The organism is Providencia sp. PROV269 (assembly GCF_028477785.1).
Lineage (GTDB): Bacteria > Pseudomonadota > Gammaproteobacteria > Enterobacterales > Enterobacteriaceae > Providencia > Providencia rettgeri.
Window position 1 is genome coordinate 49998 of the sequence record NZ_JAMPLV010000013.1, and the last position, 26276, is coordinate 76273.

The following is a 26276-nucleotide window of genomic DNA, read 5'->3' on the forward strand; positions in this document are numbered from 1 at the left end:
GAATTCATAAACAAGATGATAGGTAAGCCGTGGAAGAATCGGGCGTGTACGTTTGAAGCGTGTGACTGCTGGGGCTTGGTGGTCTTATATTTTAGGTACGTACTAGGTACGGAAATTCATCATGACGCTGGCTACGAATCGGACCATGATTTTGTGACCTGCTATGAGAATGAAGTCGAATTCTGGCAACGTACCGAGCACCCAGCAGATGATGGGATATTCATTGGCTATCGCGGCTCTCAACCAGCTCACATCGGCTTAATCATCGATGGTAATGCATTTCATAGTCGCGGAGAGAATGGGGCTGTAAGAATGGATAGGCTCATTGTGCTTGAGAAGAAATTCACGAAATTGGAGTTTATGAAATATGCCGATAGTTGAAATTCAGCGAGTGGCTGGAACACCGAAAGAAAGAGTCGATTTAACAGTCGGCTCTTTTTTTTATAGCGATTTTCTAGTGCATCAGCAGTTGCATACCGATGTGGTGATTATCGTTAACGGTCGTGAGCTGCAAGACGATGACGAGTTAGATTTCGAGATAACACCGACTCACTATATTCAAGTGTTCGACCAGCCAAAAGGCGTTATCGGCGATATCCTGAATCCAGTGTTTAACTTGGTTACGAAAGTATTTTCGTTTCTTGCACCGAAAACACCGTCATTTTCTGCGGCTGAGTCGAATGTCAAAGATAGCCCGAATAACCGACTCACAGGGCAAACAAACGTTGCTCGGGCATACCAAGCAAGACCAGAAATTCACGGTCAGGTGAGGGCTTTCCCCGACCTTATCCAGCAGTCTATGTTTGAGTATAACAACAATCTCAAGACAGTAACCGAGTGGCTAAACATCGGCATTGGCGAATATAGAACGGAAAGCATCAGATTTGCCGAATCTGATTTTACAGCAATGGCAGGTGCTAGCTACAAGATATACAAGCCAAAAGAGGTTATCCCACTGATTAACGAAGGTTTCGAGTTTCCTGATATCGACGGTCAAGAATTACCGGGACCTAACGAAAGCAAAGATATCCCACAGCAAACAGCAACAGCAAACGAGGTTGTTTCTGGCGAGATAAAAGGCGGTGAAGCTGCGATTAAAATCGTTAAGCAAGATGAGTTTGAGTACTTCTACGAGCTTACAAAGCCGCGCTCTATCTCAATGACTGTTAACGTGAGTTACGACACACCGCAGGGCCCTGTTAATAAAGATGTGAAAATAGATGCTCAGTTAGTTGATGTGCAAGTTAGCGATGACGGCTCATTGATTAACCCTGTTGAGTATTACGAGTTCTTCTTTACTAACCTAAGTGGTACTGATTTAGCACAACTTCCACCGAATGCAGTAGTGAATACGACAAAATTCATTCTGTATGACAATCAGTTTTTAACAGTGGGCCCGTTCTTTTCTCCTGTTGACGGCGACCAAATGTGGATCCATCTGCAAGCGCAACTTGGCGGAGGTGACAACTGCAATGCAACCGTCGAAATCTGGAAGATAAACACGGATAACGAGGAAATATCAGGCACTCGTCAAAGCTTCAATACTGCCTTGAGTGCTAACAACGGCGCACGAGTTTATTACAAAACTGACAAAGTAACGCTTAATTCAGGGCGTGGACGCTACGCTGTACAACTCACTCGGCGCAATAACAGCAGTGACCAGAGTGTGATGAAAATCGAAAACGCTCACATTGTCCGAGTCCGTGAGAATGTTATTTTTGAGAATGACACCATTGTTAATGTATCTGTGAGAGCAACGGAAGCGCCAACAGGAGCGAGAGAGCGGAAATACAATCTATTGGCTACTCGGATGGTTATTTCATATGACCGAGTATCAAAGCAAGTTGATTATGCACTTAGACCATCACGGAGCTTTGCTGATGCAGTGCTGCATACTTGGCTGATTACTGCTGGTGAAAGTGAGAGGAATATCGACATCGACGGGCTATATCGAATTAACGATAGTTTGCCTGATGAGAGGTTGGGATATTTCGATTACACCTTTGACGATGAAGACATCTCACTAGGCCAACGTATCGAAACTATCTGTAATTCCGCAAGGGTAACCGCTTATTTCGACAATGCTGTACTCACATTCTCCCGTGAGCAGTCCAGCGAATTCCCAATGACTACATTCAACCGCTCAAATATCACTGGTAACGATATGAAGATATCGTATGACATGTCGATGCCATCTGGTTATGACGGAATTGAGCTTGAATATGTCGAGCCAGTTCGCAACAAGAAAGACTATATCCGCTTTCGAGTTGATGAAAACGGAATTACGGAAGGGCTATCGCGCACACCAAACAAAATAGTTTTACAAGGCTGTAGGAATCGCTACCAAGCACTAGATAGGGCGCTACTCGAAGCTAATCGACTCATTCACCAACGCACAAGCATCAGCTTAACAACCCTTGCTGACGGCGGGAATGTGTACCCTAGCGATATGGTTCTGATTGCTGATACCTACGACTCAAACCAGCAAGCGGGCTACATCACTGAACGAAATGGAGAGGTATTTACAACTAGTGAGAAAATTAAATTCGATGAAGAGATGTGGGTTTATCTCACTGATTCTATGGGGTACACAACGCAGAAGTTTAAAGCGGAGCCTAGGCCAGATACCGAGTTCGGCTTTATCGCAAGTGTGCCAGAAGATATTGAGCTCAATTTATATGACGGATATCGAGTGCAGTCACCATCGCGGTACGTTATCGCAACTTCAGTGGAGACCGACAATATCAAATGGGTGATAACTGATAAACGCCCACTTGGTGGTGAACGCTACACAATAACTGCAACCGAATATTTCGACGCAAAACCAGACTATAACGCATAACAGTAATCATTAACCAACAAGCCAGCCATTAGAGCTGGCTTTTTTATTGGAAATAATAAGCATGAGAGAAGTCAAGCCAACGCAGAAACCAGTCCCAAGTAGTGATATCAAAGACCTTTTCTTTAACTCAGGGTTATTAGATATATGGGCCACATCACTAGAACATAAATATATTGACCGTTTTGGGAGCTGCCATTTAACAGCGGCAGGAATGGAGTGGATTTTTAATGAGCTAGTCACCAAGTTTAAAATTGAATCTGAACAAGCATTATTAGCAGCAGGATATGCCCCAGCAGGAACATTCCAAGAAGGAGCTGAAGTCGTTAGCCGAAATGGGACGGTGCTTTGGAAACTGCCTGACGGCGATGGCGACCATTATCGTTGGGATGGTGATTTACCTAAACAAGTACCAGCAGGTTCAACTCCACAATCAACTGGCGGTATAGGTAAAGGTGCTTGGGTTAGTGTTGGCGATGCGGCATTGCGTTCGGATTTAAAAAATAAAGCTGGTTCATCACTGGTTACTTACACAAATCCAAATGGACCCGGCATGCCAATGCCGTTAGATGTACGCATTGGACAGGTTTATTTTATGTCTGATTTTGGAGTTTCCCCTAATTCTACCGCAGCAGAAAACACAGCAAGGATAAATGCCACATTCGCAGCGTTGAGCGGCAAGAGTTATATAGCGCAATTTATTTTTGATTGTAAGGGTAGCGTTTATGTTAATGGCGTGCTACTACCTCCTGATAATACAGATATAGTTATTGAATCTGGTACAAACATTATCAATGTTGCTGGAACAAATCGCCCAATATTTGCAAGTCAATACTGGTACACAACAATTGCTAATCCGTCTGATTTAAGTAAAAAGTCTAACTATTTAGGCATACATGGTGGCGGTGAGGTCAATTATAATAAATCGGGTACAGCACCGGGTGGATTAAATACTCACGCTATCTGTATTGCAGGGGTTAAGCGCTTAAAATTAGGTGGAGGGTTAAAAGTTGGTGGCGCATTTAAATACGCTTATCTCGTTGCTAATATTGATTATTTGGATGCTCAAAATCTGCAATTTGATAACGGTTCCGATGGGTTACATTTACAGCCGCCAATCTATCACGCCTATGTTCGTAATTTACGAGGCCATACGGGCGACGATTTATTTGCGATGACGGGAGGAGATTACAAGTCTTATGACCTTGGAACTCGCGGAGATTTTACATTTATCGATGTTGAGGGTTTATATAATGACAATACATTATGCGCTGTGAAGATTGCAGGGAATGATGGCGTTGAATTTAAACACGTTTCAGTGAAAGGGATTTACGGTTCATGTCAGCACGCGGTTTTTAGAATATGGGCTGACCATGACTTATTGAATACTATTGTTCGTCACGTTTCTGTCGATGAAGTAGCAGCGATACCACAAAACGGTCACGCTTTATGTGAGCTATACGATAGAGGGTTGGGTAAAGTATCTATTGATAATTTCTCAGTTAAAAATGTATCGACAAATCTTGCCGTACTTGGTGTTCCTGTTGTCGATGTTAGGGCTTCAATTGATTTGATTGCATACAATATCGATATGGATGTACCAAGAAACTCTAAAGTTGGCTTTGCTTGCGGTGACGGCACAGGTAATGATAAATCTCGCGTCTTTAATTTAAGCATCAAATCTAATAACACAGCATTACCGAATGACCAGTTCGGGTCATTGTGCTTAGTAACTCGCGGTGTGGTTGATAATGTGAACATTAAAGGCAGCGTTGAGTATAAAGGAACATTGCCTACATTATGTCAGCAGCGAGGCGGCGTATTGCACAATGTTACTATTTCCGATGTCGTATACACTAACGGTCATATTTTTAGACAGTTTGCCGCGAATACAGATGGCTCAACGCCTACTGTACATTTGAATAATTTAATCGGAACAACAAGCGGCAAATTAGCGTTATTCCATAAAGGGGGGAGAGTGTCAGCCAATAATGTGACATTATTGTCATCAGGCTCAGGTTTAATCGAGACAACAGAATCAGGAATAGTTGATATTTACGACTCAATAAATCATGGACAGTCTTTAATCCCTAGTGAGAAAAAAACAGGGTTCGAATATAGAGCTTTTGGCTTTGGGCTGACCGTAGATGCTGCAAACTTGCAACGCACAGGAACGCAGATGTGTAATAACATCAATGCTAGCTTTGGCGCAGGCGTGGGATTAATCGCATATGCAACTGGATCAGGTTGGAAAAACTTAGTAACAGGGGCGACAGCGTAACTGAGTATTAGCTTTCTTGATTGTACTCATATCCTTTCGGTAATCTCTTACTCACTTCTCTGTAATGAACTAAACGCTCACGAAAGTACTCGCGCAAGTGTTCGGGTTGTTGTCGCTCGATTTCGACGTCAATAACTGGCTTGCCGAGTCTTTCACGATAAGCAACACCGGAAGCGGCTAAATCGACATTCACTTTGTCTTTATCTTCTTTTGGTAGTTCTGCGAGATTGTGCATGATTGTTTTCTGTTGGGAATTGAGTGAGGGGAGTATAGCATGGAGGGAAAATCACTGTGACGAGCTGTGTCGAAATTGTGACACAAAAATGAGAGGAGAATGATGGGACGTGGTTGGGACGTTCAAGTTTAAATGTGATTGAACGACTTTAAACAACTTTGAATTACTTTGCCTTCTTTGTGGCTTGTGAACACTGAGAAAGACTGTAATTAACTGATTATAAAATATTAATTCTACGCTCTTCTAAGCCGTAGGTCACAGGTTCGAATCCTGTAGGGCGTACCATTCCGAAGTCAATGGACATCAACCGATGTCTTTTTTTATACCTGAAATTCAGTGGATTAGCTGGTTTTTACCTTATAGTCTTCCCAAGTAGCCCTCATGAATACCTACAAACTATTTTTCTATCAGATTAACTTTCTTATAAATGTACTAAGCTCGACCAGTTTGATAGAAATCGATTCTGATAATACGATATGGGCGTTTCATTTAAATAGGAATTGATAGATGAAATTAAGTACTCAGACCGCGGATCAAAAATACGTACCTCTCATGTAGTTTCTTTAAAATCGAAAAATCATTGTGATAGTAAAGCAGACTTATCCATTTGGCGGTAATAATGAACCGATCTTTATCGGGAGCCATAGATCCAGAAACTAATAAGTGAAAACATAAGGTTATGTTTACATTCGATAACAGTTTATTGATAACCAATCCTATTTTTATAAGCCAGAGAGTTAAAATACCTGAAAATTGCCTTCTCTTACAAAACAGTAATCTTAGATGAAGTAGCTTTGGTGTATTCAATGTCACATTTCGCACATTTATTCGATGAACTCTTGAAAATATTGCCAATAACAAGTGATTGCTTGGCAGTAATTTCAAGGTGATTTTGGATAAGATCACTAGAATGAAAGGGTAGGGGTATTTACGGTAAATGGAATATCGCGACATAAACCCAACAGTGAATATACAGGTGAGGAGTACTTATTGGGAGATCTTTCATGAAACTCTATAGCGAAGATTTTTTTATCACACCACAGCAGCACATTGCGGTTGAACCAAGGGTACCTCAGCCTATTTTTCCTGAGCATACACATGATTTTAGTGAGATTTTTTTGGTGACTCAAGGCGTTGGCCTGCATGTACTTAATGGGCGGCCTTATACATTATGCCCAGGTATGGTGTGTTACATTAAATCCAGCGATTATCACTTATTTGATAATGTCTCTAACCTCAATTTAACTAATGTGTTATATCGTTCAGACTCTGCCTTTACTTATTTAAACAATATCAGTCATTTTTTTCCTGCCGACACTGAAAAAAACATTTCCCATTGGCTATTAAATAAAGAGCATTGCAATAAAGCGCAACAGCTTATTGATAAACTTAACGAAAGTGATGGTTCTGACCCTGCTTATACTGAAAGTTTGTTCTTACAGTTAATTATGAACTTGCAAGAGGGACGTTATAACCACGTAGGTGAGGGGAATAATGAACAGCGTATTATTCAGATGTTACGATGGTTGAATGCAAACTTTATGGAAGAAATTGATTGGGAAAGTTTAACCACTCAGTTTTCGGTTTCGCTGCGTACTTTTCATCGATATATGAAAAATAATTTAGGCATATCGCCACAAAATTATTTAATAAAATTAAGGCTATCTGAAGCATATTATCAAATCCGTTTTTCAGAGAAAACTATTACAGATATTGCGCTGGAAAGTGGTTTTAATGATAGTGCGTATTTTTCAACGCGTTTTAAGAGCGAGTATAATTTCACACCTCGTGACCTGCGTCATTGCAGTAATTAACAAAGATCGCCATGATCATCTTTACACTTTTTTGAGGTGACCATGATACAAAAAATTATCACTCTCAACAGCAGCGATTATTTTATTCGAACTGAAAATACCGTGACGGTAGAAAAACGGAATTCTCAGGAAGATTTTATTATTCATAGCCATGATTTTAATGAGTTTGTGATTGTTTTTTCCGGGAATGGCTTACACCATTGGAATGGTGATGATTACCCGATTACGTGTGGTGATCTGTTTTATATTAACGCAGAGGATCGTCATGGCTATCACTCTGTAAATAATTTAAAACTGGTAAATATATTATATAAGCCTAATGAGTTTTTGATTCAACAATCTATTGAAAAGTATGTGCCATTAGGCCATCAGCCAGCAATATCTAGGCATTGGAAGCTACCGCCTTCGAGTTTACCAACATTAACGCCAATTATTGAAAAAATAGCATCAGAATGCCAAAAGCCTGATATTCCATCGATTCATCTTTGTGAAGGGTTATTCTTACAACTGGCAATTTATATTTACCGTTTAAGGTATCAGCCTGACCAAGCGCCAATAAGCTTATTACATCAAATGGATCAGCTAATAAACTGTTTAAATTTAAGTATAAATACACCATTTTCATTAGATAATTTTGCTCAGGAACACCAGTTGTCCGCGCGTTCATTACAGCGTTTGTTCAAGTCGAAAACAGGAATGACGGTAATGGAATATCTGCAACAATTACGTCTGTGCCAAGCGACATTATTATTACGTAGTACTTCATTGTCTATCAGTGAAATCGCGGGGCAATGTGGCTATGAGGATAGTAATTATTTTTCGAGTGTTTTCCATAGAAAAATGAATATGACCGCAAGCGCATATCGACGCTGTTTTTTACAGAAAAATAAATTGAGGTAAGTGCTAGCCAAAGACTAGCACTGTCTGGGGGATATTAGTCTAAATAAAATACCGATCTTAACTCATCACTGATAGGGCTGTTGTCAGGGTTTGATGGCATAATATCCGACATATACCTCCACCATTTTTGGCATACTTCTGTTTGTGCAACGCTATCCCAGCGTTCTTGTGATTCAATTTCCACATAGGCGAACAATAAATTTCGATTGTTATCTAAGAAAATAGAATAGTGATGTGCACCGTGTTCTTTGAGTGTAAGCACTAATTCAGGCCAAATTTCATCGTGTCGGCGCTGGTATTCTTGGTGAGCGTTAGGAGCAACTTGCATCACAAATGCTTTTTTTATCATGATACTGTCCTCTAATAAATCGCTTGATATAATTCAGCGATATCCTCTAATGTTGCATCACGTGGATTACCCCCAGTACACACATCATCAAAGGCGGCTTGAGCAAGGGATGGAATATCCTCTGGTTTCATGCCGATTTCACGCAGTTTTTCAGGAATACCAACGTTTTTGTTTAGCGCAAAGACAGCTGCAATGGCGGTATCTCTGGCTTCTTGAAGTGGTAGGGAGTCTATATTTTTTACGCCCATTGCACGGGCGATATCGCGGTATTTTTCCCCTGTATAATTTGCGTTATACGCCATGATATGGGGCAATAAAATGGCATTGGCGACGCCATGAGGTGTATTGTAAAACGCCCCAAGTGGGTGAGCCATACCATGCACCAACCCTAAACCAACGTTAGAGAAGCCCATTCCAGCCATATATTGTGCAAGAGCCATTGTTTCAACGCCTTGCGGGTCGCCCTTAACGGATTGCCGTAACGAATTGCTGATCAACTCTATGGATTTAAGGTGCAGAGCATCGGTAAGTGCCCAAGCTCCTTTCGTGATATAGCCTTCAATGGCATGAGTGAGGGCATCAACGCCAGTAGCAGCCTTTAAGCTTGCAGGCATGGATGCCATCATTAATGGGTCAATAATGGCTACTATAGGGATACTATGGGGGTCAACACACACAAATTTACGGCACAGTTTGTTGTCCGTGATGACATAGTTAATCGTGACTTCAGCCGCGGTTCCTGCGGTCGTTGGGATGGCGATAATTGGAACCGCTGGGTTTTGGGTTGGAGCGACACCTTCTAAGCTCACCACATCTTCGTACTGTGGGTTATTGATAATAATCCCAATCGCTTTAGCGGTGTCTTGTGGGGAACCACCACCGATAGCGATAAGATAATCTGCATTAAATTGTTTGAAGTGTTTTAGTCCTTGTTGGACGGTATCAATGGTTGGGTTAGGAATAACGGCATCATAAATGGCGTAGTCCAATTTAGCGTTATCTAATAATTGGGTGACTTTACTGACAACATTAAATTTAACCAGATCCGCATCCGTAACAATCAGTGCTTTGTTAAATTGGCGTTTTTGAATTTCCTCTACAAGGTGGTTAATAGCCCCTTCGCCAAAGTATGAGGTTTCATTGAGTATCATTCTATGGGTCATCGCTGACCTCCCGATCGATTAAAATAAAAAGTCGTTACGTTATGCTGCCATTCCCAAGCCAACAATGTTTGCAGCTAAGATAATCACTAAGCAGCCTAAACATAAAATTCGGACAGGTTTTCTGCCAGTGCCTTTCCATTCTTTTAGGGCTAACCCCACAATACCGCCACACAGAACATAAAAACTCATATGTAGCATCCAGCTCATAAAGCCGTATTGTGATGGGATATTGGCGTGTCCCCATGCGTAGAAGAAGAATTGGAAGTACCACATACCGCCACCCAAAATGGCAAATAAAATATTGCTGATCAGTAGGGCTTTGGGGACAGAGATATCTGATTTGAAAGAGATATCTTGGCGATAAATAAGCCTAATAAAACAATAACCTAAGTTGATTAATGCGCCGCCACCCATGATGATGACGTAACTTGGTAATGCGACATAAAGAGAAGAAACGCCGAGAGCAGCGGAAGCTTCGTGCATAGGGACGGCTGCACTCATGGCGAATGACATACCGGCTGAGAAAATACCGCACATGACTGCCAGTAATAAGCCTTTTTTCAGGTTAAACTCTTCAGCTTGCACTCCGGTCGCCTTTTCTTTCAGTAACCCGGCATAGGAAACGATAGCAACCCCTAGAACAGCCACTAAGACACCAAGAATCGTTAGTTTTCCGCCAGTCGAGGCAATCAACTCGCCAAATGTGCCTTGAATAATAGGGGTCATCAAGGTACCAACAATGAGTGTAATACCAATGGCAATCCCAATCCCCATTGACATACCTAAATAGCGCATGGTCAAGCCATAACCAATATTACCAACCCCCCACATGGCGCCAAATAAAAATACAGGGATCAGAATACTTGCACTGAAAGAGTTGTAATAGGCCCAAAAGTCAGGAAGTAAAATATAACTGATGGTCCAAGGTAAAATAATCCACGAAAAAATACCGGCAATGGACCACATCGTTTCCCATGACCAGTTTTTAACTTTCTTTAATGGTGCGTAAAAGCAGGCAGCTGAAGCTGCGCCGACAAAATGCCAAAAAATACCGAGTAAAATTCCACTGCCCATGAACTATTCCTCACTGTTTATTATCGTTTTAATTTCTCTGTGGAAGGAAAGGGGTATCCACAGAGAAACAGGTTTTATTTCAATGCATCAGACATTGGTGTGACATTAAATCGCTTGGCAAGCGCAATCAGATTTTCTGTTGAAATAGTTTGTTTTTTACCACCCATGGAGAGAACTTTTACCAATATCTCCGCAGATTTTTCTGCGGTATCAATTAAACCAAAAGCATCATCTAAAGTTGGGCCAGAGCCAAAAATACCGTGGAATGGCCAAAGTACTAAGCCATGTTGTTTCATTTGTTCCGCTGTTTCTAAACCGATACCATCTGTGCCGGGGACCATCCATGGCAGCACACCAATACCATCAGGGAAAACCACCAAACATTCAGTACTCATTTCCCATAAATGACGAGTGATGGATGCACTATCGAGCGGTAAAACATAACTTAATGCAATGATGTTAGTTGCATGACAGTGCATGATGACTCGGTTAGTGCCATTAGTGGCTTGCATACGTGTGATATGCGATTGAAAGTGTGCAGCAAATTCAGAGGTTGGTATTGCACCATTCACAAAGCCCCAAACAATGTGGTAACCCTGACCTTCGTTATCGATACGAACCAGACCCAAGTTATCTGCGGGGTCTAAGGCAACGTTACGGAAAAACTTACCGGAGCCTGTAACAATAAAATATTGGTTTGCGAGCTCTTTAACTGGCTCTGTCGCTTCGATATAACGTGGGTCAGCGTGAAAAGTGTGTTTAAATGGCGAAACATCATCTTCAGTGAGTCGTAAGCTCACATTACCGCCATTACGTTCATCCCAGCCTTTGAGCCACATATCGCTGGTGGCTTTTATCATTCCTTGAACAAACCAAGATGTCAGAATATCTTGCATACAATTCACCTTAACGTGTTAATAATGTTGATTTTTCGTATTTTTTAACTTCATCTAACCATTTTTCGCCGACAGGAACATTGTTGCGTTCACAGTATTCATCCCAAACAGCTTGCCATGGCAGGCATTTTTGTTCTTCTAATAGCGCGAGGCGAGCTGTGAAGTCTCCTTTAATTTCGAGTTGGCGTAGTCTTGTGGTTGGTTCAAGTAAGGCGCGAAGTAACGCTTTTTTCATATTACGAGTCCCAATGACCCAAGCGGCAATACGGTTAATTGATGCGTCAAAGAAATCGAGGCCAATATGCACACGGTTCTTTAAGTTATGGCGAATGATTTCATTGGCAATGGCTTGAGTTTCATCATCGAGTAAAATGACGTGGTCACTGTCCCAACGCACAGGACGGCTGACGTGCAGTAATAGACGTTCAACATAAGGAATGACCGCTGAAATTTTATCCGAAATGACTTCAGTTGGATGGAAATGCCCCGCATCTAAACATAAAGCGGTTTTACGTGTGATGGCATAGCCCAAATAAAACTCACTGGAGCCTGCGGTGTAAGATTCTGCGCCAATACCGAATAATTTACTTTCGACGGCATCGATATGATATTTAATATCAATTTTTTCACTGATAATTTCATCCAATGACTCGACTAAGCGTTGACGAGGGGCATAGCGGTCAATAGGGAGATCTTTCATGCCGTCAGGGATCCAAATATTCATCACGGAAGCGCTGTTTAATGACTCACCAAAATACGCAGAAATACGGCGGCAAGCTTGTCCATGACCAATCCAATAGTCTCTAATTTCCTTATTACTGTGAGTTAGCGTCGCTTCGCTACTTAGCGGATGGGAAAAGTAAGATGGGTTAAAATCGAGCGCGATATGGTTTTTTTTCGCCCAATCAACCCAATTGGCAAAATGGCGAGGTTCAATTTCATTACGTTCGACGGTGGTATCAGCTTCGAGGTAAAGAGCGTGCAGATTAACGCGTTTAGGGCCCGGAATTAAGCTCATTGCTTTATCCATATCTGCACGTAATTCAATCGCATTAGTCGCTTTGCCGGGGTAATTACCTGTAGCTTGAATACCGCCGCTTAAAGCGGTTGCTGATTTTTCAAAGCCGGCTACGTCATCTCCCTGCCAGCAATGCATTGATACAGGCAAGTCAGCCATAGCTTGCATCGCTAGTTCAGTATCGATACCAAGGTCAGCAAAACGTTGTTTGGCAATAAGATAACTTTCTTTGTAATTAGACATGAAATTTTCCTTATAACTTATCGATATACGGTTAATAACTTGAGTTAGCCCGTAATGGTTTTAAATCGTTTCCAAGGTTCATCCAGTGCGATGCTTTGAGGTTGAAACCAACAAAGTTCGGTATTTTCTGCAATAATGGTGCGCAGGGTTGGTACATCTGGAATGGTGTTGAGGGCAATCAACTGATACCCAATGTTTCCTAAGGTGGAGGCTTCAATCGGACCTGTGCTCACAGGAACCCCGCAAGTGTTGGCGCAGAGTTGGTTAAGTAGGGCATTTTGGCTGCCGCCACCGACGATATGCAGTTGTTGTAATGGGGCATGATTTATCTGCTGTAATTCAAGGAACACTTGACGATAAAGCAGTGCTAAGCTGTCGAAAACACAACGAGCTAGCTCAGCGGCAGTATTTGGAACGGATTGTTGATTTTCCTGACAAGCTTCTTTAATGGCTTGGCTCATCGACTCCGGGTTCAAGAACCGGTTATCGTTCGGGTTGATCAGATACGTGAATGCTGGGATAGCTTCTGCTGAGGTAATGAGGCTGCAAATATCTTGCACATCGTGTTCAAGACAAATGCGTTGGAATAACCATAACCCCATAATATTCTTTAGGACTCGGTAGTGGCCATTAATTCCTCCTTCATTGGTAATGTTGGCAACAAATGCATTTTCACATGTACAAGGGGATGTGCGCTCGAGGCCCATTAATGACCAAGTTCCTGAGCTTAAGTAAGCACTATGGCTATCGGCTATTGGAGCCGCAATGACAGCGCTGGCCGTATCATGGCTTGCTACGGCGATCACGGGGGTTTTTTGGCCTTTCGGTGTGATCCAATAGCCAATGACATTACCCGGTTGCTTGATTTCACCTAATAAACGGCGTGGCAATTGTAAATATTCGACTAACTCCTCATCCCAATCACCTGTTTGCAGGTTAACCATTTGGCTGGTGGTAATATTGGTATATTCATGGTTGACTTGCCCGGTCAAACGGTATGCTAAATAATCAGGAATCAATAATAAATGGTGTGCTTGTTCCAACCATTGGGGGTGTGATTGTTGCAATGCCTTCAATTGATATAAGGTATTGAAAGGGAGAAATTGGATCCCTGTTTTTTGGTAGATATTTTGAACACCGAGATCGGTTTGAACTTGTTCCATGACACCTTGCGTGCGGTTATCTCGGTAGGAGAAATTGCGACCAACGGTATGACCCTCACGGTCAAGTAGGACATAATCAACACCCCAAGTGTCGATCCCGATGCTGTCAATGTTGATGCCAGATTGTTCTACACGGTGTAAGCCAATCAGGATTTGGTTCTCAATGTCGTCAAGATCCCAATAGCAATGGTTGCCTTCAGTGATCAAATGGTTTGTAAAACGATGAATTTCATCTAATGATAATTTTTTATTATGCACATCATAGCAAGCCAACATGACTCGACCGCTAGATGCGCCTAAATCAATAGCAACAACATGGCGAATATTCATGACTTTTTTATCTCTATTACTTAACTTATAGTCATATACTAGAGAGAGTGAATAGTGAGCGCGTTCAATGGAGCGCCACTAAAAGGGAAAAATGGCAATATATTTAAAGTCGTAGTGATCTTATTCACAGACTTGAAATCTCTCAGTATTTTTACCAGAACCATTTAATCAGGAGCGAATAATGAAAGAGCCTCACGATATAGCTGAATGGGCTAAAGTTAGAGAAACCTCAATTGAAATTGCTCAAGCTATTTTTGAGTTAGCGAATAATGATGAAGTGTTAGCAGAACAAATTTGGGAGGAAGGTTCTGATGAAGTTTTACCTCTGGCCTTTTCGAAGACCACTGCGGATAGGCTATATTGGGGGGAAGAAACTATCGAAAGGAAAAATGTATAATTCGTTTTGAGTTTTTCTGAAGAGATAAAAACCTCGCAATGGCGAGGTTTTTTATTGGCGATTATAAGGTGTTAATTTCTCTTATTTACCATTAAAAGACTGGATGTTTTTGACACTGAATTTTTCATTTTTATATTGCAGGGTAATCAGTTGTAAGTCTTTTTTAGGGATGAATTGGTACTCTGGCTGAACTTTATTTAAAAACGCACTGAAAATAATCGGGTGAGTAACCACCATGATTTTTCCAGTATGGAATTCATTTTGGATACCAATATCTCTAAGTAAGCTTTCTAATCGGTAGGCTGCAATAGCTCCTGTTTCACCATCGACTGGGGATTCAAAGCTCAACACATTTTTTCCTGAATGTAATTTGGTAAACTGGCCTTTAGGGTCTTTTTCTAATGTGCTGATTTTCTCCGCTTCCCAAAGGCCAAGGAAAATTTCATCTAAATTACGATTAATTTGGATTGGTAGGGTGCTATTTTCAAATAAGTGGTTTGCAGTATATTTGGCTCTATTTAATGTGCTGCTATAAACCGCCAAATAGTCAGTAGGGTTAATGTGTTGTTTCAATTGATTAACCGCCGCAACACCTGATTTACTGAGATCGGAGTCTGAGGTGCCTTCCATTACATTGGCATCATTTAAAATAGTCATTGGGTTGATGACAATCGAGATTTCAAGAGGCGGAAGTTTCTCTTGTTTTGCATAACCTGATTTTAAATAATCCGTATTATTAAAGTCGATAAGCGTAAATTGACCATCTTTATATTTTAATACCGAAACGGCAGTATTGCTTAACCCTGATAATGGCTTATCTTGACGATATTTCTGCAAGTAAAATGCCATTGATGAGTGGCCAACGGCTAAAATATTACCAGTTTCATTTTTATGACGGTTAGCAATATCTAATAATGCAGACTCGAAGCGTTGGGAAAAGTCATACATGCTTTCAGTGTTGACGACAGATTTGAAGTTTTTATCTTTATAGTTCCCAAAGTAGTATTCAAATTCATTACCAGAATGGCCGTATTGGCTCGTTAAGTCATCAATTCTACCGCCTTCAGCGTTACCCCAAGAAATATCTTTTAAGTTCTCAATCTCAATAATATCTATGTTACGGCCAGTTAAAATATTACTGGCGGTTTCATGAGCTCGACCTAATGTACTGCTGTATCCGGCGATAAAATCGACATCTTCTAAACCTAAACCAAGGCTGCGTGCATCATAGCGCCCTTTGGTTGTAAGCTGAGCATTACCGCCTCCACCAATGGTCATTTCTTTAATATTAGAATAAGTTTGTCCATGTCTAACAAGGTAAAAATAAAGGGCATCGCTATCTGATGTAGCTAAAGCACTGGTGGAGGTTATTGAAATAATTATATAAAATAACAAAAGAAACTTGGTTTTAATTCTTTTCATGTTTGCACCTATAATTTATTTATAATGCCATTCTTAGTGGCATAATTAACCTGTCTACCAATTGATTAATAAGAAATTGGCGCTCCCAATCTAAGTAAAATGAATTAGGATTAATTGTATTGTTTAGCCAGATATTTTTGAAAATGGCGTAAAAACCAAAGTAAGTAAGATGGCTATCACAAAATGACTATTTATTTTGTGATTAATTTAATTTTAGTGATCTTGAGTGAATAATTTGCTTTTCATTTACTAATGTTAGGTTGCTTTATTATAAAAGAGGGGTGATTTGCTTGGGAATAAGCAACAGTGTAGTTCTTGCTAATCCATTCGTTATGGTATAATTGCTGTACATAACAACCAAGGTGTCGCATCTTACTCTGGATTTATATCTCTATTTTTTAATCCATTTTGCATTGGATAAATCAGCAATGAACATTAGTCAGCTTAAAAGTTTTGTTGAAGTGGTTAGAAGTGATTTCAATATCACCAACGCGGCTGAAAAATTATATACCTCTCAGCCGACTGTCAGTAAGCAACTTAAAATATTGGAAGATGAACTGAACGTTTCATTATTCAATAGAAAAAATAATAACTTATTGTCTCTTAGCCCGATTGGGGAGAAAGTTCATCATGTCGCGTGTGATATTCTGGCGCAGTTCGATAAAATTAAAAGTATCGTTTCACATGAAGATACCACGATAAAACAAAATCTTCATATCGCAACCACACACACACAAATCCGCTATAAATTACCCCAAGTGATTGAACGTTTTAACGCACGTTACCCCAATATCTCACTGCATTTTCACCAAGGGGCTCCCGCCCAAATAGCAGAAATGGTGAATAATGGGGATGTGGATTTTGCTATTGCGACCGAATCTATGCACCTTTATGATGACTTATTGGTGATGCCTTGCTACCAATGGTCGCGCAGTATTATTGTGCCCCATGACCACCCGCTAGCTCAATGTGAACAGCTCTCTATTGAAGACCTTGCTGGTTACCCATTAATTACCTATGTATTTGGTTTTACCGGGCATTCAAAACTTGACCAAGTTTTTTACCAACATAAATTAACGCCAAATGTTGTTTTAACTGCGGTAGATACCGAAATTATTAAATACTATGTAAAACGTGGTGCTGGGGTAGGTATTATTTCAACGGTGGCTTTTGACCCAGAGGAAGATAGCGAGACATTACGCTGTATTGATATTAGCCATTTAGTGAAGCCAAGTTATACACATGTATGCATTAACCGGCATATGCATTTAAAAGATTATATGTATGATTTTATCTCTAATTATGCACCTCACCTTGATTTGAACTATATTCATCAACCGAATCAATGGGTGCCTACAGAACAAAATGAGCGAGATAGGTTATATAGAGAATTACCTGAGCTATAAGAAAAAAGCCGAGTAATATGATTTACTCGGCTTTGAAATTACTGTGTGTGTTATTTTTATTCTAACGAGTGGCAATATTAATAAAAATTTGAGCGCCAATCAGCAAACAATCGTCATCAACAAAGTAAGGGTTAGCGTGTAAATAATTATTAATCCCTTTTGCTTGATTACCACTTCCTAAAAAGTACATGGCACCGAGTTTATCTTTAGTGGCATTGATCATATAACTGAAGTCTTCACTACCCGTCATTGGTTTACCATTCGCATCAATCTGTTCAGTAGGTAAGAATGCAGCAGCAGCATCATAAATCACTTTTGCGGCTTGCGGGTGATTGACGACAGCGGGATAACCGCTTGCTTCTAATGTGGTTTTAAACCCGCCGGCTTCACTACGAGCGACAATTTCATGAAAGCTGGCTTTTAAAATTTTGTCGGTTTCTTCATCCATTGAACGGATGGTACCGCGTGCCTGAACATGATCAGCCAACGCATTTGGAATAGTTCCACCGTTAATCATTCCACAACCAAATACGGCAGGGCTGAAAGGATCGGTTTTTTTGGCAACAATGTAGTCCATATAATCAATGATACGTGTTGCTTCGCGGATAGCATCTAACCCTTTATGTGGGGTTGAACCGTGGGCTGAAACGCCATGAACATCTAGCGTCCACGCTGAGCCATAAGAGGACATAACCCCTGAATTGAATTTAATATAACCCGTTTCAAAAGCGGCATCATTATGTAAGCCGTATACTTCATCAACACCTTCCATACAGCCCATTTCTACCATTTTGTTAGCGCCCGGTACTCGCATGTCTTCTTCGGCCATTTGGAAGATAAAACGGACGTTATGAGTGAGTTCAGAACGGTTTTCGCTAAGGTATTTTGCTGCCGTTAAGGCGATGGTCATGTGGGTATCATGGCCACAGTTATGAGCGCAACCTTCATGGACAGAGCTGTGCTCATTGCATGTTAAATCAGGCATTTCAAGGCCGTCAATATCGGTACGATAGGCAATCAAGCGCTTTGTTGGGTCGATAATCAATTCAGTAGTAAAACCGGTGTAACCTTCAAATAAACGGATGTTATAGCCAAAGCTTTCCATCAATTCACGGCAATATTGTGAGGTTTTGAATTCTTGCCCAGATAATTCAGGGATCTTATGTAAATCCTGACGTGTTTTTTTGCTAAACGTTTCTAAAGCAAAGAGCTTTTCACTGATATTGTATTTATTGGTCATTACGTTTTATCCCGTATACAAAAAGCGTTTTTAATGCTGTTAAGGAGCCCCTGGTGTGAGCATGAATAAGAAACAGCGTACTCATTTAATTTATGTATATTTTAAGCGCTAGATTCAGAAATAAATCACTTCTGCTAGATGTTATTTTATCTAACAATTCATAGAGTGAATTTTAACGTGGATATTAAAAAAGTGAGCGTGATGGAGATCGTATTTATATCATATCAGTATTGCATGGCTCATGAATAATAAGGATGGTAATTTAATAAAATAATCATCAGGAAATGTAAAGATAATTAAATCCCTTTAATATCAGCATGTTAAATTTGTATTTTCTGGTTTTTATATTAAAAATTTTTATATTTAAGAGAGGCGGTTATTGAGTTTACGCTAAATTTTATTATTTGAAATAGGATGTAGATAGCATGGCTTTACAAATTATTTTACATGAGATGACGAATATAAAATATATTGAATTAATGAGAGGGGAAACTATAAAGATAGGATTAAAGCTGGAAAGATTATATGCCCCTTATTGCGATTAACGCATTAATAAGGGACATGTTTCTATAATTAGTTCTTAAAAGAGCCAATAAATGAGAGATATTCCTCTTTGCTCATCAATGGGGTGTAATCAGCTAACATTTCGTCAGCTTGGGATGCATCATCAAATAATAGGTCAATAATTGCCATTGCCATCATTTGCGCAGGGCGGATGTAGGCCATATCATCATCAAAAACAACGTAATCTTTACCGTGCAAGCCACCGCGAATTGCGCCAATCCACGGGTGACTCACTGGCATGATATGTGATAAGTCACCTGTATCTGTGCTTCCAGTCATATGGCCAGCAACCCAAACATTTTCTTCGCCAATCAAGTCGTGGGCATTGTGCTGCAATAAGTCGTTTAACGTATCGTTGTTATATAGCGGCAGGTAACCCGGTAAATCTTTGACTTCTACTTCTGCACCGACTGACATTGCGCCAGCAACCAATGCGCGAGTAATACGCTCATTCGCATCAATCATTGCGGGAACATTTGACGCTCGGACATAACTTTCCATACGGACATCACTTGGGGTGACATTCACTAAATCACCGCCTTGTGTGATGATAGGATGGAAACGAATATAATCTTTTTCTTGGAAGGTTTCGCGAATTGCATTCACCCCCATGATCCCCATCATTGCCGCATTGAGTGCATTAACGCCCAGATGAGGGGCCGCCGCCGCATGGGATGCTTTGCCTTTGTAGTTAATCAGCTTGCCAATAAACCCATTGGTGGTGGTCGACATTTCAATAAAACCAGTCTCACGTTCAGGTTTGACACTGGTTAAATGAATTTGCATTGCCATATCGATATCATCAAACTCACCAAGAGATATCAGCTCAGGTTTACCGCCGATATAACTGATTTTTCCTTGCTCAATCAGTTTATTACGATAAGCTAGTTCAACATATTCCTCTGCGGGAACAGCGAAAGGAACGACGTCTCCCGCGAGGTATTGCATAGCACCTGACTTAACCAGACCAATAGTGACTGCCATCATGTTAGCTATTTGTGCATTGTGCCCACAGCAATGGGCAGCGCCCGTTAAATCATCAGCTTCTGGGTGCTCCGCACAAATAATCGCATCGAGCTCACCAATCACAGCAATACTATGTTTACTCCCTTTTCCACCCTTAAGGCGAGCCTTAACCCCCGTCAATGCGAGTTGGTTACGGTAATTAACGCCTAAGGCAGAAAATGCAGCTTCCACTTTTTTTGCTGTTTTAACTTCCTTATAGCCGAGCTCAGGTTCTGCCCAAATATCTTCAGCCAATTTTTTGATATCCCCTTTATGGGATGCAATTGTCTCGCAGACGATGGCTTTCAATTGGTCTTTGGTCATTGTCATGGTAAATATTTCCTATTGTTAGATAACGCCGCTCCATGAAAGTGTCACTTGACCAATAAGTGCAGCGAATAAGAATGTTCCCGTAAAGACCGCCAGTGAAACTGGGATGATCCGCCATGAAATGGCTTTAAATTTGTCGATATCTTTACCGAGTGAAAGACCAGCAAAGGCAAGTACTGTCGTACTGATGACGGCAAGTGAGATTTTACCTGTCATTGCGATCATTTCTTTATCGTAAGGGAATAACGGTGAACACAGACCCGCCGCAATTAAAGATACCCAAAAAATCACGGGTAACTTACCTAATGGTGGGATTTGTGCAATTAAGTATGCCACAAATGACATACCCCCTAATAATGCCATGGCGATAAGTGAGTCACTAAAGACTGCGCCAAAGCTACCACGGCCATAAATTGAACCGCCGAGTGCATCACCCAGTGAAGTGAAGATGATGACTAACACGATGATTATTGCAATTTCTGCCATCTTTTTCATGATCTTATATCCTTATTCTGTATCTGCTGATGCGGTTGCACGTTTTCTTTTCAATTTGTTGTACAAGAAAGAGGCAAACGGTAAAGAGAAGAAGATGTAGATGTACAGACCTAATACCGAAGACATCAAGTTTGCAGAGGATGAGAATGCTTGAATATCTGCGGCGTGTTCAGGATAAAGTTCCAATAATGGGGCAACAGATGCTGCTAACATCGAACCACTACCCACACCAGCACCCATGGCTAAAGCAAGTGGGCTCATAATATCGAGTCCTGCGATAACACTGGCGATAACACCCATCCAAACTGCACCGTATAACGTCCCGCAAATATACATTGCCATAACGCCGCGGCCTTCTGGTGAACTTAAACCATATTTGGCTTCGATAATGGCAATATTAGGTTCACGACCGATAGAGTAGGTGGCACCAACGGCTTCACGGCCCATGCCTAACATGATAGCAAGCGGTAAACCGAGCAAAATAGTACCGATAAAGTGGCCGACTTCTTGCAAGATTAATGCGCCACCGGCTTGAATTATTTTTTCCCAAGATGCACCAACGGAGGTGCTTAATTTTGCAATTAAGATAACTAACGCAACACTCATTATCGAGCTCGCGTGTGCCATATTTTTTTCGCTGAGGATTTTGAATTTTGGAAAACTGATAATACCACCCATCAACATGGAATAAAGCATTGGAAAAACCATGACTAAACTGATTTTAATTTGCCCTATAGCTTCCGAAAGAAGAATGATAAGTAAGCTAACCAAAAGCAACTTACTATCTTTTAATATACCCATAGTGTTACCTTTCATTGGAAATGTTTTTAAGAGTTTTTCGTATATATTTATAATAAAAATGCATCATTTTCGTATTCATACTATCCATGAAACTATTTTCCTGACAATATTCCGAAAGTCTCTTAGCCATGCCGAAAAGGCATGGTTAAAATCAATAAATTAATATTTATTAATAAAGATGTAGTTATTGAAATATTTTTGCATTTTTATATTAAAAATATTTTTATTTTTCAGATTGATACAAATTATTATTAATTATTTAACATGCTGTTTCATAAGTAATTTTGATTTTTTGGTGTGTTAATGCGAGGAATTATCAAATACCCAGTAAATGTGAGGTTGTTCAGGTTTTATTTATTTTTTTATAGCAAGGTTTTATTTTTATTGAATTTATATAATGATAAAAATTGAATTTTAATTGGATATTATTGTGGTTTTTTTGAGTTTTCGTTTTTATTTTAGCCTATCTTGAGTTTGATTATCAGTTTAATGTACTGATGTGTTTTTGCGAATTTTCTTCAAAAAAATTTGATATTTTACAATAATATTGTATTCGGCAGTGATATTTGACATGGATCTCAATTCTGAATATTTCTTAATTTGAAAGCAATAAATGAGTCGAAATTTTATTTTAGTCTATTTGCTGAAATTCATGTTATCCGTAACATGTTTACCTGTTATTTGTTTATTGAATATCGAAAAATATAAAGGCACGAATTGCGCGAACAAAAAAGTGTTTGTTGTTAATTTACACTAAGTCGTCTTTTTATCGCAGCGGCATTGTGAACGGCAAACTAAAAGAAAGGTGTTTATGACTATTACGTTAAAAGATATCACCAAAGATAATTGGGTGGATATCATCTGTCTTGAAATAACTAAAGAACAGGAAGACTTTGTGGCTCTTAACTCAGAGTCAATCGCAGCCTCAAAATTTTTTGATTACTATATTAATCGTGGTATCTATGTTGATAATGAGCCCGTTGGTTTTGTTCAATATTATTCAAACCATGAAAATGGTCGGCCCGAAGAGGTTTTTATTGGCCAATTGATGATTGATATTAAACACCAAAGAAAAGGCTTTGGTTCTCTGGCTATTCCACTTGTTCTCGATGAAATAAAAAGCTTAGGTAAATATCAATCAGTATCAATTTGTTATATCGAAGGCAATGACATGATGAAACCATTTTTTGAACAGTTTGGTTTTTCCGTTGTTGACCAAGATGAATTTGATGAAACCATTATGCGGCTAGTTTTTTAGTGCTGAAATGACGAATATCCGCTCCAACTTATAGTTAGCAGCGGATATTTGTAGAGCGATAAACCTACAATATTTATCTAAAATTGCGCATTTAATCCTAAGCGTAGTGTGCGCCCGGGGGCTGGCATCATACTGCGCGTCAGTGGGTCGATATAATAACGGTCAGTTAAGTTGGTCACTAAGAATTCGACATTAATATTTTTGTCAATTTGGTAACTTGCGTAGGCATCTGCAGTAAAGGTAGGCGTCCAGTGCATTGGGCTATTATTCGCCATCGAATAACTCCCCGGGAACTGCTGCATCAGTTTGCGTTCATCTTTATTTTGTACGCTACTGGTATAACGTAAGCGTGTTCCCACTTCGAGGGCCTCATCCATAAAGCGCATGCCTAGGTTGGAATTTATGGCATATTTAGGCTGTAATTGTGTACGTAAAAAACCGCCAGGGAAACCTGCAGTTGTACATTGGGAGATATTATAGCGATTAGCCGGGTCAAGATTGGCTGGAGCCGAATCATCACAGACTTCATTTTTGAGGCGGTAATCGACACCAATATCCATAAATACACCACCATTATCATAGCGTGCCAAAGCTTCAATTCCTGCTGTTTTATGTTCTTTTACTTGAACAAAATTAAGACGTCCATCACGGTCAAAAGCATTTTCAATGACAGTATGGTAATAGCCTATTTTCACGTCAGCGTGGCGTTCAGCGCCGAGTAAACCTTGTAAATTACGTGAATAACCAAATTCAAAGGTTTTTGCACGTTCGGGTTTAAATAACATTTTCTCTTTACGGGCTTCACTTTCCCCTGCAAACCCAATGCTGTTTTCAAAAATACTCGGTAAGCGAACCGTCTCTATATAGCGTGCATAAACCCGGTCGTTATCAGATAACCAAATATTGGCACCAAAAGCGGGAGCCCAGCCATGGCTTTTTTGTTTGCCTGAGAATTTCCATTTTTCTTCTTCAGTGAGTTCGCGCTTGATGTCATCGGCTGGGTGTGAATAACTTGAACCATAGACATAAACTTCCTTGCCAGTAACAGGGTCAACAGCACGGGCTTGAGAGTCAAAAGTACCGTTATGGAAAGGGTTTGTTTTGGTGGTATAGCGTCCATCGCTATCTGATTTCCATTCGGCGCGGAAATTAACGTCTAAAACACCATTTTCTTCTGGGCGCTGAGCGTTGTTTCTTTTAGTAATAAAAACGGTATAGTCGGTATCTTCCAACCCTAATGTTTTAAGTAATATTTGGCTGTTTTTATAACCACCATTAAACGCTTGGTAGCCATTGGCAACAGCCTCGTTATACTCTTCTTTGGTTAAAATTCGGTTGTAATTTATTTGTTTAGCAAGGCGCTCGTCAGGGTTTTGGAAGCCCTTGGTGCGATTGCGCATTTGTTCTTTTAAATAATCATCTTCTGTCCAGCCATCAATATATTTTGCTCCCGCATCCAGTTCTAACCAGCTCGTTGGGCGATAGTTAAAGTTAAAGGCAATACTGGTTTCTTGGCGATGACCTTTACGAGGAAGGGCAATAAAAGGGCTGGCGGTTTGAGATGGCGGTACGTCGTTAGAGTCCAATTTTTCTTTGAGCATTGAACCGCGGATCGTTAAATCAAGATCGGGCGTGAGTGCCATGGTATTGCGCAAATTAAAGCCAATACGGTCATTCTCAGAGTTAGTTGCTGCGGTATTAATTAATGAACCATCAATGTTAGGGTCTTTTCCACCACCATAACCATACTCGAAGCCCCAATCGCGTTCTTTGGGTTCTCGTGGGTAGCCACCTGAGGTATTGGTATCCCCTACGGAATGGGTCATCCACACATTTGCGTTTAGGTCAATCCATTGATTATCTTCAGGTTTCCATTTATATTCGGCATTATAAGCATTGACCGTAAAGTGAGCTAATGGCCATTGGGGTAATACTTGTTTTCCTTCAAGCTCAGCAAATCCTAAACGTGATGGCATGATTTCACCATAGGTGCTTTCACTTCGGCGAAAACCAAGATGTAATGTTTGGTTTTCAGTGAGATATAAATTAGTTTTAACTAAATAGGATTCCAACTCATTGGAGGTATTCGTAACTTCTTTTCCGGGGCGAAATACATTGGCAGCAAAAGGTAAGTAAGGGTCTGGACCAAGCTGTTGCTGTACTGTTTGTTGTTCATTTAATTGAACCGATTCTTTATAACGGTGAGCGCCATTTTTCCCCGCAAAATAATTACCTTGCCGGCGATAAGCATAGGCGGCCATTAAATCAAACTTTTCCTGTCGAGTCCCAACCGCTATTCTTCCGCCATTATCTTTAAAATTAAAGAATTGAGCGCTTCCTCGGGATTTCGGTGTGATGTTGACGACTGGATCAGAGAAAACATAGTTATTATTTTTATAAATCTCAGGGTGATCTCGGTAATCTTCGCCATAACCAAAGTGGGGAACACGCTCACGAGTAGAATTGCTGCTGGTTTCTAGTTTTAAGCTGACACCAAATTTTTCACCCGGTGCAACAACGTCATCTATTCCTATGGTTCTGATGGCTATCCCACCACCTACAGAGGTTTTTATATCACCAGCAAGAGAACCACTTTTTTCAATCTCAATGCTACTAATGAGGTTTGGGTCCACATAGTTACGGTTGTTTGCCCCATTGTAACCCCGATAAACGGTTAACGACTGTTCTGTGCCGTCAACCGTGACAGGAACACGTTCTTGCCCTTGAATGCCTCGAATATTCGGGTCTAACGCGCCACTGTTTCTTGCATCACCACTATAGACACCAACTGCACTATTAAGCACATCCGCGGTACTGGTACCTTTATAGCGCTCAACAAGGTCTTTTCCTAAATAAATTTTAGAACCTTTAGCATCATATTGATCATCGTAACCTTGTTGATCCCGTTCTTTGATAGTTTTTGCTGAATCTTGAACAGTAATGGTGCCGATGTGTTCTTCTTTTTCCCCTAAAGCGGTTGTTGGAATAAAAAGAGCAGTAATAATTGCAGTAGTAATAGGTGTTAATTTGTATTTATACATTGTGTTTTTCTC

21 protein-coding genes are annotated in these 26276 nt (G+C 40.4%); 8 read left to right on the forward strand and 13 right to left on the reverse strand.

Annotated elements, in window-relative coordinates:
- Positions 1-15: 15 nt before the first annotated feature.
- The 3 genes from PR683_RS15150 to PR683_RS15160 all read left to right on the forward strand — a co-directional run bounded on the left by PR683_RS15150 (position 16) and on the right by PR683_RS15160 (position 5120).
- Positions 16-381: an NlpC/P60 family protein gene (locus PR683_RS15150; protein WP_336297730.1), complete on the forward strand. Its 366-nt coding sequence runs from the start codon at positions 16-18 to the stop codon at positions 379-381.
- A gap of 76 nt (positions 382-457) precedes the next feature.
- Positions 458-2842, forward strand: a complete 2385-nt coding sequence (locus tag PR683_RS15155) for a host specificity factor TipJ family phage tail protein (RefSeq protein ID WP_272581877.1) — start codon at positions 458-460, stop codon at positions 2840-2842.
- Positions 2843-2903: 61 nt separating this feature from the next.
- Positions 2904-5120, forward strand: coding sequence for a hypothetical protein (locus PR683_RS15160; protein ID WP_272581878.1), 2217 nt, complete (start codon positions 2904-2906; stop codon positions 5118-5120).
- 7 nt (positions 5121-5127) lie between these two features.
- Here PR683_RS15160 and PR683_RS15165 read toward each other — a convergent pair whose 3' ends face one another.
- The gene (locus PR683_RS15165; RefSeq protein ID WP_272581879.1) at positions 5128-5355 is read right to left on the reverse strand and encodes a DNA polymerase III subunit theta; all 228 of its coding nucleotides are present in this window, start codon (positions 5353-5355) and stop codon (positions 5128-5130) included.
- A gap of 1004 nt (positions 5356-6359) precedes the next feature.
- Between PR683_RS15165 and rhaS the strand changes: the two genes are divergently transcribed.
- Entirely contained in the window at positions 6360-7169 is an 810-nt protein-coding gene (gene rhaS / locus PR683_RS15170) for an HTH-type transcriptional activator RhaS (protein ID WP_109912082.1), read from the forward strand.
- Between the two features lie 42 nt (positions 7170-7211).
- On the forward strand, positions 7212-8069 hold the full coding sequence (locus PR683_RS15175) for a helix-turn-helix domain-containing protein (protein ID WP_004913509.1): 858 nt from the start codon (positions 7212-7214) through the stop codon (positions 8067-8069).
- A 34-nt stretch (positions 8070-8103) separates the two neighbouring features.
- Here PR683_RS15175 and rhaM read toward each other — a convergent pair whose 3' ends face one another.
- The 6 genes from rhaM to rhaB form a co-directional block, all read right to left on the reverse strand.
- Positions 8104-8418, reverse strand: a complete 315-nt coding sequence (gene rhaM, locus PR683_RS15180) for an L-rhamnose mutarotase (RefSeq protein WP_117162772.1) — start codon at positions 8416-8418, stop codon at positions 8104-8106.
- An 11-nt stretch (positions 8419-8429) separates the two neighbouring features.
- On the reverse strand, positions 8430-9581 hold the full coding sequence (gene fucO / locus PR683_RS15185) for a lactaldehyde reductase (protein ID WP_004913500.1): 1152 nt from the start codon (positions 9579-9581) through the stop codon (positions 8430-8432).
- Positions 9582-9620: 39 nt separating this feature from the next.
- Positions 9621-10655: an L-rhamnose/proton symporter RhaT gene (gene rhaT, locus PR683_RS15190; protein WP_004913498.1), complete on the reverse strand. Its 1035-nt coding sequence runs from the start codon at positions 10653-10655 to the stop codon at positions 9621-9623.
- A 74-nt stretch (positions 10656-10729) separates the two neighbouring features.
- Entirely contained in the window at positions 10730-11551 is an 822-nt protein-coding gene (gene rhaD / locus PR683_RS15195; protein ID WP_004913496.1) for a rhamnulose-1-phosphate aldolase, read from the reverse strand.
- Between the two features lie 10 nt (positions 11552-11561).
- Positions 11562-12812: an L-rhamnose isomerase gene (locus PR683_RS15200; protein ID WP_164528517.1), complete on the reverse strand. Its 1251-nt coding sequence runs from the start codon at positions 12810-12812 to the stop codon at positions 11562-11564.
- A 44-nt stretch (positions 12813-12856) separates the two neighbouring features.
- Positions 12857-14305 (reverse strand): rhamnulokinase, encoded by a 1449-nt coding sequence (gene rhaB, locus PR683_RS15205; RefSeq protein ID WP_117162776.1) that lies wholly within the window; start codon positions 14303-14305, stop codon positions 12857-12859.
- A 181-nt stretch (positions 14306-14486) separates the two neighbouring features.
- Between rhaB and PR683_RS15210 the strand changes: the two genes are divergently transcribed.
- Positions 14487-14702 carry a YccJ family protein gene (locus PR683_RS15210; RefSeq protein WP_004913488.1) on the forward strand — a complete coding sequence of 72 codons (216 nt, stop codon included), beginning with the start codon at positions 14487-14489 and terminating at the stop codon, positions 14700-14702.
- Positions 14703-14783: 81 nt separating this feature from the next.
- On the opposite strand, the gene PR683_RS15215 is transcribed toward PR683_RS15210, so the two are convergent.
- The gene (locus PR683_RS15215) at positions 14784-16124 is read right to left on the reverse strand and encodes a 2-carboxy-D-arabinitol-1-phosphatase (RefSeq protein ID WP_196718814.1); all 1341 of its coding nucleotides are present in this window, start codon (positions 16122-16124) and stop codon (positions 14784-14786) included.
- A 428-nt stretch (positions 16125-16552) separates the two neighbouring features.
- Here PR683_RS15215 and PR683_RS15220 point away from each other — a divergent pair, with 428 nt between their 5' ends.
- Positions 16553-17530 (forward strand): LysR substrate-binding domain-containing protein, encoded by a 978-nt coding sequence (locus tag PR683_RS15220; protein WP_109912087.1) that lies wholly within the window; start codon positions 16553-16555, stop codon positions 17528-17530.
- 61 nt (positions 17531-17591) lie between these two features.
- On the opposite strand, the gene PR683_RS15225 is transcribed toward PR683_RS15220, so the two are convergent.
- From PR683_RS15225 to PR683_RS15240, 4 genes are all read right to left on the reverse strand, one after another.
- On the reverse strand, positions 17592-18770 hold the full coding sequence (locus PR683_RS15225; RefSeq protein ID WP_272581880.1) for a M20 metallopeptidase family protein: 1179 nt from the start codon (positions 18768-18770) through the stop codon (positions 17592-17594).
- A gap of 573 nt (positions 18771-19343) precedes the next feature.
- Positions 19344-20669, reverse strand: a complete 1326-nt coding sequence (locus PR683_RS15230) for an amidohydrolase (protein WP_004913476.1) — start codon at positions 20667-20669, stop codon at positions 19344-19346.
- 18 nt (positions 20670-20687) lie between these two features.
- Complete coding sequence (locus tag PR683_RS15235; protein ID WP_004262394.1) at positions 20688-21164, reverse strand: hypothetical protein; 477 nt, start codon at positions 21162-21164, stop codon at positions 20688-20690.
- A 12-nt stretch (positions 21165-21176) separates the two neighbouring features.
- Complete coding sequence (locus PR683_RS15240; protein ID WP_004913472.1) at positions 21177-21965, reverse strand: DUF3100 domain-containing protein; 789 nt, start codon at positions 21963-21965, stop codon at positions 21177-21179.
- A gap of 811 nt (positions 21966-22776) precedes the next feature.
- Here PR683_RS15240 and PR683_RS15245 point away from each other — a divergent pair.
- The gene (locus PR683_RS15245; protein ID WP_004913470.1) at positions 22777-23223 is read left to right on the forward strand and encodes a GNAT family N-acetyltransferase; all 447 of its coding nucleotides are present in this window, start codon (positions 22777-22779) and stop codon (positions 23221-23223) included.
- A gap of 77 nt (positions 23224-23300) precedes the next feature.
- On the opposite strand, the gene PR683_RS15250 is transcribed toward PR683_RS15245, so the two are convergent.
- Positions 23301-26264: a TonB-dependent receptor domain-containing protein gene (locus tag PR683_RS15250; protein ID WP_198641404.1), complete on the reverse strand. Its 2964-nt coding sequence runs from the start codon at positions 26262-26264 to the stop codon at positions 23301-23303.
- Between the last annotated feature and the right edge of the window lie 12 nt (positions 26265-26276).